We start from the raw sequence: 14,901 nt of genomic DNA on the forward strand, positions 1-14,901 counted from the left end.
AAAAAAGCCATCAGCCAAGCTGGTGGCTTTCCTTTTTTACTATGAGGGATATCACCACATCAAAAGAAAAACTGCTTAAAAAGATCCGGAAGGCACTGCTGGAAAAAAGGGACAATCCGTACCCTCAACTGGAAGACCTGCCACTTTACGCAAACGATGAGGAGATACCCGAAGTTGTTTTTGCAGAGCAATTTACTGCTGTTAACGGGCAGTTTATTTTTTGCGAAGATGAAATGCAATTCATAGAAACACTACTTACCCTGGCCGAAGAAAGAAACTGGCGTAAAATATATTGCTGGGAGCCCGGCTTACAGGAAATACTCACCCGTTTTGAATATCCGTTTTACGAAACCGACAAAGATTTTGACCAGGCCGACGTTGGCTTTACCTTTTGCGAAGCTTTAATCGCACGTAATGGGAGTATTTTACTATCAAACGGTAATATGGCCGGCAGGCGGTTAAGCATCTATCCTCCTGTACATATTGTGCTGGCTTACACATCACAAATGGTAATGGATATTAAAGATGGGTTCAAGCTTCTTAAAAGTAAATATGGTAATCAATTGCCATCCATGATCAGCAACGTGACGGGTCCAAGCCGCACAGCCGATATTGAGAAAACTCTGGTACTTGGCGCACATGGCCCAAAAGAGTTGTTTGTGTTTTTATTGGATGATTCTCAGGAAGGGTAAACCCAGCGGCTTAAGGTCTATTTAAATTCACTAACCTAAATCAACTCATCGAGTTTACATTCCTCCAATACAATCCGGTTACTTTTCTTTTTATCATCGTACTCCCATTTTATTAATCTTATAAAACCGTCTGCTATCTCGATGCCGGTTATATCCCCATCATCAAAGCAACAGCAGCCACTGTTAAAATAATAAGGTTTATAGGCACTAAAATCGGGTACTATATCGCCTTTTAAATTCCTGTTGGTTATTTGTTTTTCAATTTCGGCAACTGCGGCTGTGTGGTTGGTTCTTTTTGCCTTTGCCATCTCATCGTATAACCTTTCAAGGTGGGTGAGGGATCTGAAAACCGGCTGGTGGGTGTGGCCGGTAATGAGCAGGGTGTTATTTCGCTCTGCAGCCCATTCATACATGATCCGGTTGTGATCGGTTTTTAGCTGATCATTATTGGCCGGTGTATTGAGGTTAATCTTTAAATAAGCCTGGAATGGTGCCCAAATGTCTGATACAAACCATTTGCTAAACCAGTTGCCGTCACTTTGCAAATCTCCCTGGTGGCCGTGAGTAAGGTATATATTTAGCGGTTTTTCATTTACACTGGTTTGTAATATTGCACCCTCATAAATTTTTACCAGCTGTCCGTATACTTGCAGCAAGCCAACTCCGGCCAGTGGGTCGTTACCCCAATAAAGGTCATGATTGCCAAATATTTTGAGGAAAGCTTTGCGGTTAATAAAGCGTTTTTCGCTTTCAAAAGTAGCTTTGTTATGCTTTTTTATGGTGATGAAAAGGTTTTCCCAAAGCTCTTCACTATCGCCCAGGTTAATATAAAAGAATTGTTGTTCTTCGTAATAGTTAAGCGCTGTAAGATAATTTTTCTCGGCAAGGGCAAAAATATCCATGTCATCGCGCGCGCCTTTATGCTGATCAGAAAAGATGATAAATTTATCTTTAAGGGAATCAAAGGGAATTACCAGTCCTTTTTTCCCTGGTTTGGTAATGATGTTTTTATACAGGCGGCTTAAGGCCTTGTCAACCCGTTTCTTATCGGGCCGTGACGATAGTCTGTCGGCAAGTTTGGCTACAGGTTGGGTTAATAGTTTTTGCAAAAATTTGCGCATGGATTTTTAACAGAAGATAAAACTTTTTGTGTTATAATTGAGTAAAAGTGCGTGGTCATTTTTTTAACTAATCCCGATTAAATATGAAGACTATTGATTTAACTATTGCGAAACAAATGGTAGAACGGTATGAAACTACCCGGAAAAAACTGATTGATGGTACCTATAGCATTAATGATACCAAATCAATCTGGTTTGATGTTGCTGCATTTAAAGATTTTGTGAACAATCTGCCGGCAGAAACAACAGGCGTAAGGGTTTACCTGGCCGCTTACGATGAAAAAGAGCCTGAGGCCCCTTCTCAAACAACCGCTATCTTTATTGGAACGGTGAATAACGGAAGTGGTGATACAGATGCACTTTCTGATGGCAGTGTCCTTGCTAATGGTTTAGAGGCTGTTAATGGAGGGAAGTTATGCCCGCCGATTTGCTCCTGTTAATTGATAAAAGGACATAGCATTCAATTATTGATGATATTAAAAAAGTATTTAAGGATGAGCTATTTTAGCATTTATATTTAAAAGATCATCAATAATTGAATGTTATATAACCTTTATTTCATATCTCTAATAATAGCTTTTTTAATTTGCCTATACACATATAAGCAGCTTGATAGAAACTTTAGATGGTTTCGCTGGTACCTGCCCTTTGTAATTTGTGTTGAGGTTGCCAGTATGCGCGGCTTACTTATAATCAATCATACCAACTCCTGGTGCAACAACAATATTTCATTAATGGAGTTTATCCTTTTTACTTATTTAATAACCTCTTTTAACGAAGAGGCTTTGTATAAAAAGAAGGTATACATATTCGCGGGCATTATAATCCTGATTTCGCTTATTGATATGATTTTTATCCAGGGAATTTGGAGGTTGAATACCATAGCCCTAATATTGCAGGAATTGTTCGTTTTAACCTTAATTTGTATTTATTACTATAACTTATTGAAAGAAGCTAGGGAGCATCTGGTACTTTTAAAGCATCCACCGTTTTTGGCGGCAACAGGGTTGCTTTTTTATTTTCTTTCGAATTCGGCTTATTATTCCTGTTATAGCTATATGGCTTATAAGAATAACTATCATTTTCTTATCCTGGCACAAACTATTCCCGGGCTTTCAAACCTGTTGCTTAATTCACTTTTAATATCAGCATTTTTATGCTTTCCAAAAATAAAGAAGTCAGCGGCATTCTCCCAATATTAACTTTTGCGCAATAGCATTTATATTTAAAAGGCCATCAATGTTGACGTTATACTACATCTACCTTATATCCTTGCCGATTACATTTGGTTTTAGCCTGCATGCTTACAAAAAAATGGACAGCAATTTTAAATGGTTTGTTCCATTTTTTGCATTTGTAATTGTTTATGAATTTGCGAATCTGTTAAACTGGCTGATGATTAATCATACCAATTCCTGGTGCAGTAACATCGAAGAATTAATAGAGTTTATCCTTTATACTTATTTAATGACGTCGCTTGTAAAAAGAGTATTGTATAAAAAAAAAGTATACACACTTGCTACTATCGTAATACTGCTTTCCTTGATTGATATGGCATTTATTCAGGGAATTTGGAGGTTGAATACCATGGCAATTGTATTGCAGGCTTTATTTATTTTAAGTTTAATTTGTATTTACTATTACAATTTGTTGGAAGAGGCAGAGGAGGGTTTGGTTCTTCTAAAGCATCCACCGTTTTTAGTTGCTACAGGCTTGCTTTTTTATTTTCTTTCAAAGAGTGTTTTTATGTCATGCTTTAGCTTTATGATTTATAAAAACAATTATCATTTTTATATTTTGGCAGCCACTATTCCAGGGCTTTCAAACCTGTTGCTCAACTCACTTTTAATTTACGCCTTTTTATGCTTTTCAAAGACAAAGAAGTCAGCGGCACTGTCCCAATATTAGCTTTTGCGTAATAGTATTTATATTTAAAAGGTCATCAATGCTGACATTATACTACATCTACCTTATATCCTTGCCGATAACATTTGCTTTTAGCTTGTACGCTTACAAAAAAATGGACAGCAATTTTAAATGGTTTGTACCCTATTTTGGGTGTGTAAGTGTTTATGAATTTGCGAATCTGTTTAACTTGCTGATGATTAATCATACCGACTCCTGGTGCGCTAACATCATGGAATTAATAGATTTTATTCTTTTTACTTATTTAATGACGTCACTTGCAAAAAGAGCATCTTATAAAAAAAAAGTATATCTATTTGCTGGTATTGTAATACTCTTTTCCTTTATTGATATGTTTTTTGTTCAGGGAATGTGGAAGTTGAATACAATTGCAATGGTATTACAGGCCCTGTTTATTTTAACCTTAATTTACAACTATTATCACGATTTGTTGAAAGAAGCAACGGAGGGTTTAGTACTTTTAAAGCACCCGCCGTTTTTAGTTGTTACGGGCTTGCTTTTTTATTTTCTTTCAAAGAGTCTTTTTTATTCCTGTTATAGCTACATGGTATATAAAAACAATTATCATTTTTACATGCTGGCGGCAACTATTCCAGGGCTTTCAAACTTGTTGCTCAACTCAATTTTAATTTACGCCTTTTTATGCTTTTCAAAGACGAAGAAGTTATCCTTATAATAATTGCAGGTACTGCATTATTGTTATTATTAGGTTTTTTTATGGTTGGTTTTTTATTGATGTTTCAAAAAAAACAGAATAAAAACGCACTTGAAAAAGCCGAGTTAAAATCCTCTTTTAAGCAGGAACTGCTAAAAACCCGCCTGGAGATACAGGAAGAAACATTGAACTATGTAAGCCGGGAAATGCATGATAATATTACCCAGGTTTTATCGTTCGTAAAACTTAACCTTGGTCTGTTGGGCAATAAGCTGGATGGGGTGGAGAAGGTGAGTTTGAATGATAACCGGGAACTTATTTCCCAAACCATTACCGATCTGCGTAATCTGTCAAAAAGTTTGAGCTTTGAGCACATCAGCGCATTGGGTCTGGTAAAAACATTGGAGATGGAGGCCGTCCGTGTTAACAAAAGCGGGCTTATCCATATGGATGTAATAGTGGAGGGAGAAGTGTACAGCCTGGGCGAGCAACGGGAGCTGGTTTTGTTCAGAATATTCCAGGAAGCTCTAAATAACGTGTTGAAACATGCAGACGCAGCAAACATTAAAATTGGTTTGTATTATAATACACAAATGTTTAATTTAACCATCGAAGATGATGGTGTTGGTTTCCAACCCGAATTGCTTAGTGACAAGAGCGGATCTGGATTGCGTAACATGACAAACAGGGCGGGTTTAATTGGTGCTGAGGCTGTTATAAACAGCTCGCCCAAAAAAGGCTGTTCTATTAAGCTATCGTTAAACCCCCAGGTACAAGAAATTTATGCTAACGGAACCCATTCAAATAGCCCTGGTTGACGATCATCGCCTTTTTAGGAGTGGCATGGCGGCGCTGATAGGTAGCTTTAATGGTTATAATATACTGTTTGAGGCCGCGCACGGCAAGGAACTGATAGATAATATTGCAGGTGGACATATCCCGGATATTGTTTTGCTCGATATCAATATGCCCGTGATGGACGGAATATCAACTGCACAATGGCTTAAAAAATATCATCCCTCTATCAGGGTAATCATTCTATCGATGTTTGAGGATGCCGAGAAGGTGCTTACGATGGTGAGGGCCGGTGTAAAGGGCTACCTTTTAAAAGATTCTGAACCAGATGAGTTTGAAAGGGCATTAACTAAGGTTGCAGAAGGCGACCTGTATTATCCTGATTTTGTTACCAAGCACCTGCTTCATAATTTTAATTCTGATAAGGCCGCACAGGTAAAACTGAATCCGCGCGAAATTGAGTTTTTACGCCTCACCAGTACCGAACTCACTTATAAGGAAATTGCAGATACCATGTGCATCAGCGTGCGTACTGTTGATAGTTACCGCGACCAGCTTTTTGAGAAACTACAAATAAAGAGTCGCGTGGGCCTGGTTTTGTACAGCATAAAAAACAAGCTGGTTGACTTGTAATTTGCTAAATTAATTAGCAAATTTGCCATATGGCACAAGAGGATGGCTCTGGCTTTTTTAAAGGCAGGGGCGCGCAGGTTAATACGCAAAATAAGTTTCTGAAAAATAAATATGTGGCCGACCATATTGAAGGGATCGACGAGCCCTTGCTTGAAAATAGCTCAACCCAGCTTTTTGAAGAAACACCCAAAAAGATAGTAAGCGAATCTAACAGCCCGGATCTAAGCCACATGTACTCCTTAAATCCTTATCAGGGTTGTGAGCATGGCTGCATTTATTGTTACGCCCGTAATAGCCATGAATACTATGGTTTTAGCGCTGGGTTGGATTTTGAGCGGAAGATAATCATCAAGCGCAATGCCCCCGAATTGCTTGAACAATATTTTAATAAAAAGAACTATAAGCCAGTATGTATCATGCTATCTGGCAATACGGATTGTTATCAGCCTGTTGAACGTAAATTGCAGATAACACGGCAGCTTCTGGAGGTGTTTTTGCAATATAAAAACCCCGTAAGCATCATCACCAAAAACAATGTAATTCTGCGCGATCTTGATATTCTTACAGAACTTGCCGCGATGAACCTGGTGCATGTAAATATTTCTATAACATCACTAAACGAACAGCTTCGGCAAAAATTAGAACCGCGTACTATAACGGCCACCGGGCGATTGGCTGTTGTGCAGAAACTCTCAGAAAATGGCATCCCCGTGAGGGTTATGGCAGCCCCCATAATTCCCGGATTGAACAGTAATGAAGTGCCTAACATCATTAAGGCAGCTGCCGATAGGGGAGCATTAGCTGCTGGCTTTACCATTGTGCGCCTCAATGGAAGTATCGCCGAAATATTTAGCGACTGGATTTACAAAGCCTTTCCTGATAAAGCAGAGAAAGTGCTCAACATGATTCGCGAGTGCCATGACGGGCAGCTAAATGATAGCGATTTTGGCCGTAGAATGAGCGGCGGGGGTAAGGTGGCAGAATCTATCCACCAGATGTTTAGAATGGCCTGTAATCGCTTTATGGCGGGCAGGGAGATGCCAGAATATGATTACAGCTTATTTGTGCCGAAGAAGGGAAAACAAATCAGTATGTTTTGAGAATGGCGGGCTTTGTCGCCTAAAAAGAAGTTTGTGTTTTTTTCCTGATGGCGTATAAATCTAACAGAACACCAATCCCCACCCCAACCGTATAGCATAACAGATCGCTCCATAAAAAACCTGCGCCTAAAACCAGCTTGCCAAAAATGGTATGCCGCAATTCGTTTATCCAGGGCGCTTTATAAAGCTGGCTAAACTCTATGGCGTAGCAAAACAGCAAGCTTGCTATGATGATGGATTTTGACGGCTTGTAGATGAACAGGAAGCGTACGATAAAGTAAACCATCAGCGCCCAAAGGATATCACCAATAAACAGAGGGATAAATTTAAAATGCCGGGAAAGCAGCCCAGTGATTATGGTAGCTATTGTGAGGATAAAATAGGTTAGCCTTAACTTACTCATAAAAATTTGCTTCACAAAAAAAGGCACCGTTTCGGGTACCTTTTTTAAATTTTAAAGACTATTGCTTATGCGTTCTCTGCTTCTAAAGCCATTTGCTCGTCAACAAGGATACGTCCGCAATGCTCGCAAACGATGATCTTTTTACGTTGACGGATATCAGACTGGCGCTGAGGCGGGATCTGGTTAAAACAACCTGAACATGAATCGCGCTGAATAGTAACAACAGCTAATCCGTTTTTTGCATTTTGACGCAAGCGGTTGTAAGCAGTTAATAAACGCTCTTCGATATTTGGAGTAGCCTTTTCTGCTTGTGCAACAAGGTCGTTCTCTTCTTTCTCAGTTTCGGCGGTAATAACACCTAACTCATCTTTTTTAGCATCAAGATCGCTCTTACGTGCTTCCAGATCAGCAAGCGCTTTTTCATATACCTGGGTTTTTGAAGATATTTCAAAACCAAATTCCCGTATCTTTTTCTCGCTTACCTGTATATCTAATCCCTGTATCTCAATTTCTTTTGATATGGCATCGTACTCACGGTTGTTCTTAACTTCGTTAAGTTGCGTTTCGTATTTTTTGATATTTGCCTGAGCATCCTTGATCAGGTTTTTGCGGGTTACTATTTCATCCTCCACATCATCCAGCTCATATTTGATTTTCTGTATGCGGGTTTCAAGACCAGCAACATCATCTTCCAAGTCGGCAACTTCCATTGGCAGTTCACCCCTTACCTGGCGAATCCTATCAATTTTGGTGTGGATGGTTTGGAGTTCGTATAAAGCTTTAAGCTTTTGTTCTACGGTTTGTTCCATTAAATAAAATATTTGACGGGGTTTGTATTTACTTCTGTTAAACGGACGGCAAAGATAGGGAATTTTTTTCTAATTATATCATACATTAATTGCACCGTAAATTGTTCACTTTCAAAGTGTCCGATGTCGGCTATCACTATTTTTCCTTCGGCATCAAAAAACTCATGATACTTGTAGTCGGCAGTGATAAAAATGTCGGCTCCGGCGGCTATGGCATGCTTCAGCAAAAAGCCTCCTGCACCGCCGCAAACAGCTACTTTTCTAATTGGTTTGCCTGTAAAAGCGGTATGCCTTATTACATGGGTGCGCATTTTATCCTTTATATGGAAAAGGAAAGATTCCTGGTTCTGCGGCACTTCCAGTTCGCCTATCATTCCCGAGCCTACTTGCTGGTTTTGGTTAGTTAAGCTGAAAAGGTCATAAGCTACCTCCTCGTACGGATGAGCAAGTATCAACGCCATGATAATCTTACTCTCCAGGTTGGCAGGATAAACGGTTTGGATGCAAACTTCGCTTTCGTGGTGACGCTTGCCTGGCTCGCCCACGTGGGGTACTGTAAGTTCATTGCCTTTAAAAGTTCCGGTTCCTTCGGCATTGAAGCTTACTTCGCTATAGTTACCAATATTGCCTGCGCCGGCTGCAAATAAAGCCTCGCGCACAGCATCTGCATGGCTATGGGGTACAAAGGTGACCAGTTTTTTAAGCAGGTTGTGTTTGGGTGCCAGTATGCGGCAGTTTTTTAAGCCCAGGGTATCGCAAATGCGGGTGTTAACCCCGGTCATCACGTTATCCAGGTTGGTGTGAATGGCATATATGGCTATGCGGTTGCGAATGGCTTTCTCCACCACGCGTTCTACATAAGTTTTACCATTAAACTTTTTTAACCCTTTAAAAACGATAGGATGATGCGATATAATTACCTGGCTGCCGGTAGCGATAGCCTCATCAACCACGGCCTCGGTGCAATCTAACGAAAGCAGCGCCTGGGTTATTTCCTGATCGGGGTTACCTACAATTAGGCCGGCGTTGTCATAATCTTCCTGGTAAACCAGTGGCGCAAGGCTTTCAAGGTAGGCGGTAAGGGCGGATAATTTCATGAATAAGTATTAGCTATAATATGGCCTGGGTTAATTATTGGGTTAACATAGCCATACGGTGGCTTTCATAAGCCATATTTTTATTATACTCTAATGTGAGCGATTTATTGTTTATCAAATCAACAATAGTACCTATAAAGCAAAAGCCGCCTGTAAAAAGATATAGTAAACCCATACCAATTTGGCCCAGTACAAAACGTTGCACACCTGCAATCACAATAAAGCCAAGTAAGGTAAATAACAATATTTCCTGTGCGTTTTTGCGTTTGCTGGTATAAACCATGTAAAAATACTTTGTTTGATTTTCATTTAGTCCGGCGGTGGCTTGTTGCAAAAAGCCCATTTCCTCGGGCGTCATATCCTGAAAATTCATATAAGGATCTTTGTACATGTTCATATTGTATAGGTTTTTGATTTAAGTTGTTCCAAATTTAATTATTTTATGATAAAAACAATATGCTAATTGCGTGCTTGAACAGTTCCGGTTTATAAAGTTAGGGCTTAAAATTTTTGTTACTTTTGTGGTTATTGATAACTGTTGTTTATGAGCGAAGAAAGATCACTGAACTTTATAGAGGAAATTGTTGAAGAAGATATAGCCGCCGGCAAAAACGATGGCAGGGTATTAACCCGTTTCCCGCCCGAGCCTAATGGCTACCTGCATATTGGGCATGCCAAATCCATTTGTTTAAATTTTGGCCTGGCTCAAAAATATAACGGTAAAACCAACCTGCGCTTTGACGATACCAATCCCGTTAAAGAGGATGTGGAATATGTTGATAGTATTAAAGAAGATGTAAAATGGCTGGGCTTTGAATGGGCCGAAGAGTTATATGCTTCTGACTATTTTGATAAGATATATGAATTTGCCGTTGCCCTCATCAAAAGAGGGTTGGCGTATGTTGATGACAGTAGCGCCGAGGAGATAGCTGCACAAAAAGGTACACCAACCGAACCGGGCACCCCTAATGAGTACCGTAGCAGGTCTGTTGAGGAAAACCTGCAGTTGTTTGCCGATATGAAAGCCGGTAAATACCCCGATGGTGCCAAGGTGCTGCGTGCCAAGCTTGACCTGGCTGCACCAAACATGCATCTGCGCGATCCTTTGATGTACCGTATTAAGCATGCCCATCATCACCGTACTGGCGATGCCTGGTGCATTTACCCTATGTATGATTTCGCGCACGGTCAATCGGATGCTATTGAACATATAACCCACTCTCTTTGTACGCTGGAGTTTATACCTCACCGTCCTTTGTATGATTGGTTTATTGATCAGCTGGGCATCTTTCCGTCAAAGCAATACGAGTTTGCCCGTTTAAACCTTAACTACACAGTAATGAGCAAGCGCAAGCTGCTGCAACTGGTTACGGAAGGGCACGTAGAAAGCTGGGACGACCCGCGCATGCCTACCATTAGTGGTTTGCGTCGCCGGGGTTATACGCCTGCAAGTATCCGCGAGTTTTGCGAACGCATCGGCGTAGCCAAACGCGAGAATATGATTGATGTTGGCCTGCTGGAGTTCTGTATCCGCGAAGACCTGAATAAAACCGCATGGCGGCGTATGGCCGTTCTGGATCCTATAAAATGTATCCTTACCAACTATCCTGAAGGTGAAGTAGAAACCATGCATGGTGAAAACAATCCTGAAGCTGAGGACGGTGACGGCAGCCGCGAGTTTCCGTTTAGCCGCGAGTTATGGATAGAGCGTGAAGACTTTATGGAAGTGCCGCCTAAGAAATTTTTCCGGTTAGGGGTTGGCCTGATGGTGAGGTTGAAGAACGCCTACATCATCCGTTGTGACGACTTTGTGAAGGATGCCGATGGCAATGTAACCGAGATTCATTGCAGCTATCTGCCTGAGTCAAAATCTGGGAATGATACCAGCGGCATTAACGTTAAGGGAACTATTCATTGGGTGAGCGTACCGCATGCCAAAACCGCCGAAGTAAGGCTTTACGACCGTTTATTCCAGGTGGAGAACCCGCAAAGTGAGGATGGTGACTTTAAAGATTACCTTAACCCCAACAGTTTGGATGTAATACAAACCGTCTACATTGAACCCGACCTGGCTAACGCCAAACCCGGAACCCCGGTACAGTTCATGCGGAAAGGCTATTTTACCCTGGATAAATATTCCACTGCCGATAAGCTGGTATTTAACCGCACCGTAACGTTGAAGGACGGGTGGGTGAAGAAGTAAAAGCCCCCCAGCCCCCTAAAGGGGGAGTTAAAAAATATATCAGCCCGGCACAAAATGCCGGGCTTTTTTTTGGGCCCACGCAAATCAAAGGCTCCCCCTTGAGGGGGCTGGGGGGCTAATACTTCCTATACACATTATACAACACGTTCAAATCCAGCTGGGTCATGGTGGGGCTGTCTTCTACCTGTACAAAGTGGCGTTTAAAGGCTGTTATAGCGGCGGGCAGGTTGCTGGTATCGTAACCTATCAGGCGCAGGGCTGTGGCATAGTCAAAGTTGTCGGGCGGTAGTTCAAGCAGGTCGTCGCTCCAGTATCCGAAACCTTTTTGGGCCAGCAGTTTCCAGGGGAATAGCGGACCGGGGTCTGGTTTACGGGCTGGGGCAATATCCTGGTGGCCTATAAAGTTGGCAGTAGGGATATTATACGCCTTTTTAAGCTGAGCCAGCAGCGCCAGCAGGCTTTTTACCTGTACATCATTAAAGGGCTCGTGGCCATTGTTATCAATCTCGATACCGATGGAACAGCTATTCATATCGCTGATGCTGGCCCACTTGCTGATACCGGCCTGCCAGGCACGCAGGTAATCATTAAGCATGTGGTACACTTTGCCATCCTTGCCTACAACATAGTGCGCACTCACCTGGGGCTTAACCAGGGTAAAGGTTTTGAGGGTTTGTTTGGCCGAATCCTGGGCGGTATAGTGAATAATTACATAGTTGGGTTTGCGGGCATTAAAGTTCACGGTACCTACCCACTCGCTGGGGATGGCGGCACCAAGGCTATCAACCAGCATGGCGGGCTGCTCGAGGGCTATCACTTTTAGTACCGAATCTGTTTGGTGTTTATATACCTTGTTGGTGAAGGCGTATGGCCCTTTGGGCGAGCAGGAACTGAGGGTTGCCAGTACGGCTAAAGCAAGTATGGAGTATACGGTAATTTTCATAGGCGACGATGCTTAAGTGCTAAAGTAAGCAAATAACCATTCAGGCAGAAAAGTGTTCTGGTGGGGTGTTCGGTTTTGTGGGGGGATAGGGGGATTTTGGAGTGGGATAAAATTTATTGTGTTGATAATCAATAAATTGAATGTTCGGTTGTTTTTGAGGCAGATGTTATAGGTGTTGATTATCAGTTACTTATATTTTTTAAATATTTTGCCCGAACACGGCCGAACACCAGCTTTTTGAAAATCCGAACACTGACAGGTTCTTGTCAGTAGTTTTAAAATGGTTGATGGAGGTGTTTATCTGCACCGTTATATGTAGCATCAGAAAAATGCAAATGTCATCACCCCGAAAAATAGATTAACCAACAAAGCGGCCCCATAAGGCATCCGGTCGGTTAAATACGGTTGGGGGTGTTTCCTGGATAGCGGCATTAAAAGTTCTGGAGTTTCCGGAACTGCAATGGATCACTTTTTTCATAGCGCCGTTTGCCACTTCGGATACGATACCTACGTGACCAATTTTACTGCCGGCGCCGTAAACCACAATACAACCCGGCTGGGGTACGGTAATTCTTTCAAAAATACCCGATGAACTATTTACATCGTCGACCATGGAATCGGTAAAGATCCAGCCGCCATACTTTTTATAAAACGGAATAGTGGTTTGGCGCGAAAGATGAAGCACCCAGCAAACAAAGCCACTGCAATCGCACAGGCCGTCACGCGAGGGAAGTGCATCCCCTGGGAACATGCCGCCACTGCCCAGCTTATACAAAATGGGCGAATTGACTACCTTACGGGCATGGGCAATCAAATCTGATATAGCTAAAGGCATATCAAATGGGGCGTTAGCAGGTACATCCTGCATATTGGGCACGTTAATAACCTGGCCAACCGCAATTTGGTTGATGTTGGTGATCTGCGGGTTAAGCGCCATCAGGGCACTCACCGGGATGCTCTGTTTGCCGGCAATCTTGCCGAGTGTATCGCCGGCTTTAATGGTGTATTGCATAGGTGTTTTAAGGTTATGCGTTTAAAAATACGGGTACCTATAAAGGATGAATAATACTTCGGGCTTGCTACATGCAGGTTAGCTGCCCGATTTCAAATCTTTAGAGTTTTCGGCAATCTTGTTATTGGTTACCCAGCCTATTACATCTTCACTTGCATTACCATTGGTAGTTAAAAATACGTCCTGACAATAAGCGTTTTTCTCAATCAAGGCCTGTGCCTGCCTTAAATTGGCATTGATATCAATGTATTGCGCCCCATTCAACAAATAACCTTTAACATCGTCAGATCCACAGGTTACCATATCGTTTACGGTTGCATTAGCTATAGGGATGTTTAAGGTGGCGGTGGTTGATATTTCTGTTATGAATTTTTCAAATGTGCTTTGGTGAATAATGTAAAGCAGTTTTTTACCATTAAATAGGGGGAGCCTGGTTATTTTATTTTCTTTCATAAAGGCTATGGCATCTAAAATTTTAATGCTGGCCAGTTGGTCTACCGGTCCGGTATTCGCTGTTGCTGCCGCGGCTGTTTTTTCGGCAGCTTTACTATCGGCGTCTGTTTTGGCCGCCTGGGCTGTTACCACAGCTGCATTCGCCTCTGTTACTGCAGTAGCTGCTGTTGCTGCTGCGGCATTTGCAGCATCTAAAGCAGTAGCGGCATCAGCTGCAGCTGTTTGGGCTGCTGCCAGGGCGGCAGGGTCGGCTTTAATTGCAGGGTCGTCGAGGGCGGCATCGGCGGCTGTTTTAGCCGCGGCCGCAGCTGCAGCGTTGCTTGTAGCAGTTTGTGCATCCTGTACCGCCTGATCCGCTGCTGCTTTAGCATTGGTTAAGGCTTCGTCGGCGGCTTTGGCGGCTTCCTGGGCTTCGTCGGCCGCATTATCTTCTACAGGCGCGGTAGAGGTAAGTGGAAAAGGCTTGATCTTTTCAAACGGAATCATCACATCCTTACATTTGGTCGACTCCAGTTTTTGCGCAGGACTAATCTGCTCAAACAGCTTTTTAACACCGTCATTAGCAGCCTGGAAATTTGCTTTTGAAAAGTAAAACGCTATCACGGTACCCATCCATGTGCCCCATAATGGCAGCAATGCAGTAAAAACATATTGGATGACCTGAATTTTTTTATCAATAAATTTCAAGTTATCCTCACTGTTCATACTCTGTTGTGGTGTTACAAGAAATATATAAACAAGGGTTATCAGGCCTAAGCCTATGGTGCCGTAAATAGAGAACCGGGTGATATTACGGGCAATGTTTTCGCGCGAAGCAATGTCGCTTTTATCTTTAGATGCGTCGGATGTGTCGTCGGTTGCCATAGGTTGTTTTGGTTAGGTTATCGTATGGTTTAATAGGTTGATATTTAGTACCTTAATGCAATTTGTTTAAAATAAACCCCATTTCAAATAGTTATTTATAGTCATTTTTTGGAAAAACGGCGTGATTTTGAGCACATTAGGTGTGTTGCAAAGGCATACCTGGGGAATACTGTAAAGAGAATATGGGAGCACTCA

16 protein-coding genes are annotated in these 14,901 nt (G+C 42.0%); 8 read left to right on the forward strand and 8 right to left on the reverse strand.

The genetic code is table 11. The features are described from left to right. The first annotated feature begins 41 nt into the window (after positions 1 to 41). Positions 42 to 692 (forward strand): lactate utilization protein, encoded by a 651-nt coding sequence (locus Q0R88_RS24545; RefSeq protein WP_295721065.1) that lies wholly within the window; start codon positions 42 to 44, stop codon positions 690 to 692. Between the two features lie 35 nt (positions 693 to 727). Here Q0R88_RS24545 and Q0R88_RS24550 read toward each other — a convergent pair whose 3' ends face one another. Next, positions 728 to 1,813: a metallophosphoesterase gene (locus Q0R88_RS24550; protein ID WP_295721066.1), complete on the reverse strand. Its 1,086-nt coding sequence runs from the start codon at positions 1,811 to 1,813 to the stop codon at positions 728 to 730. Between the two features lie 83 nt (positions 1,814 to 1,896). Here Q0R88_RS24550 and Q0R88_RS24555 point away from each other — a divergent pair, with 83 nt between their 5' ends. The 6 genes from Q0R88_RS24555 (at position 1,897) to Q0R88_RS24580 (ending at position 6,922) form a co-directional block, all read left to right on the forward strand. Beyond that, complete coding sequence (locus tag Q0R88_RS24555) at positions 1,897 to 2,253, forward strand: hypothetical protein (protein ID WP_295721067.1); 357 nt, start codon at positions 1,897 to 1,899, stop codon at positions 2,251 to 2,253. A gap of 955 nt (positions 2,254 to 3,208) precedes the next feature. After that, positions 3,209 to 3,721: a hypothetical protein gene (locus Q0R88_RS24560; protein WP_295721068.1), complete on the forward strand. Its 513-nt coding sequence runs from the start codon at positions 3,209 to 3,211 to the stop codon at positions 3,719 to 3,721. A 112-nt stretch (positions 3,722 to 3,833) separates the two neighbouring features. Further along, complete coding sequence (locus tag Q0R88_RS24565) at positions 3,834 to 4,415, forward strand: hypothetical protein (protein ID WP_295721069.1); 582 nt, start codon at positions 3,834 to 3,836, stop codon at positions 4,413 to 4,415. Beyond that, entirely contained in the window at positions 4,382 to 5,212 is an 831-nt protein-coding gene (locus Q0R88_RS24570; RefSeq protein ID WP_295721070.1) for an ATP-binding protein, read from the forward strand. The genes Q0R88_RS24565 and Q0R88_RS24570 overlap by 34 nt, the downstream gene beginning before the upstream one ends. Beyond that, on the forward strand, positions 5,178 to 5,822 hold the full coding sequence (locus tag Q0R88_RS24575) for a response regulator transcription factor (protein WP_295721071.1): 645 nt from the start codon (positions 5,178 to 5,180) through the stop codon (positions 5,820 to 5,822). The genes Q0R88_RS24570 and Q0R88_RS24575 overlap by 35 nt, the downstream gene beginning before the upstream one ends. 29 nt (positions 5,823 to 5,851) lie before the next feature. After that, complete coding sequence (locus tag Q0R88_RS24580) at positions 5,852 to 6,922, forward strand: PA0069 family radical SAM protein (RefSeq protein ID WP_295721072.1); 1,071 nt, start codon at positions 5,852 to 5,854, stop codon at positions 6,920 to 6,922. 19 nt (positions 6,923 to 6,941) lie between these two features. Here Q0R88_RS24580 and Q0R88_RS24585 read toward each other — a convergent pair whose 3' ends face one another. The 4 genes from Q0R88_RS24585 to Q0R88_RS24600 form a co-directional block, all read right to left on the reverse strand. Then, entirely contained in the window at positions 6,942 to 7,325 is a 384-nt protein-coding gene (locus Q0R88_RS24585; RefSeq protein WP_295721073.1) for a DUF2809 domain-containing protein, read from the reverse strand. Positions 7,326 to 7,390: 65 nt separating this feature from the next. After that, the gene (locus Q0R88_RS24590) at positions 7,391 to 8,134 is read right to left on the reverse strand and encodes a C4-type zinc ribbon domain-containing protein (RefSeq protein ID WP_295721074.1); all 744 of its coding nucleotides are present in this window, start codon (positions 8,132 to 8,134) and stop codon (positions 7,391 to 7,393) included. Beyond that, complete coding sequence (locus Q0R88_RS24595; RefSeq protein ID WP_295721075.1) at positions 8,134 to 9,231, reverse strand: Nif3-like dinuclear metal center hexameric protein; 1,098 nt, start codon at positions 9,229 to 9,231, stop codon at positions 8,134 to 8,136. The genes Q0R88_RS24590 and Q0R88_RS24595 overlap by 1 nt, the downstream gene beginning before the upstream one ends. Positions 9,232 to 9,265: 34 nt before the next feature. Then, positions 9,266 to 9,628 carry a TM2 domain-containing protein gene (locus tag Q0R88_RS24600; protein WP_295721076.1) on the reverse strand — a complete coding sequence of 121 codons (363 nt, stop codon included), beginning with the start codon at positions 9,626 to 9,628 and terminating at the stop codon, positions 9,266 to 9,268. 147 nt (positions 9,629 to 9,775) lie between these two features. Here Q0R88_RS24600 and Q0R88_RS24605 point away from each other — a divergent pair, with 147 nt between their 5' ends. Further along, complete coding sequence (locus Q0R88_RS24605) at positions 9,776 to 11,434, forward strand: glutamine--tRNA ligase/YqeY domain fusion protein (RefSeq protein ID WP_295721077.1); 1,659 nt, start codon at positions 9,776 to 9,778, stop codon at positions 11,432 to 11,434. Between the two features lie 115 nt (positions 11,435 to 11,549). On the opposite strand, the gene Q0R88_RS24610 is transcribed toward Q0R88_RS24605, so the two are convergent. From Q0R88_RS24610 to Q0R88_RS24620, 3 genes are all read right to left on the reverse strand, one after another. Further along, positions 11,550 to 12,377, reverse strand: coding sequence for an N-acetylmuramoyl-L-alanine amidase (locus Q0R88_RS24610; RefSeq protein ID WP_295721078.1), 828 nt, complete (start codon positions 12,375 to 12,377; stop codon positions 11,550 to 11,552). Positions 12,378 to 12,735: 358 nt separating this feature from the next. Further along, positions 12,736 to 13,389, reverse strand: coding sequence for a LysM peptidoglycan-binding domain-containing protein (locus tag Q0R88_RS24615; RefSeq protein ID WP_295721079.1), 654 nt, complete (start codon positions 13,387 to 13,389; stop codon positions 12,736 to 12,738). A gap of 78 nt (positions 13,390 to 13,467) precedes the next feature. After that, positions 13,468 to 14,706, reverse strand: coding sequence for a hypothetical protein (locus tag Q0R88_RS24620; RefSeq protein ID WP_295721080.1), 1,239 nt, complete (start codon positions 14,704 to 14,706; stop codon positions 13,468 to 13,470). Between the last annotated feature and the right edge of the window lie 195 nt (positions 14,707 to 14,901).

Source organism: Mucilaginibacter sp., from assembly GCF_025362475.1.
In the GTDB taxonomy this organism is placed as follows: domain Bacteria; phylum Bacteroidota; class Bacteroidia; order Sphingobacteriales; family Sphingobacteriaceae; genus Mucilaginibacter.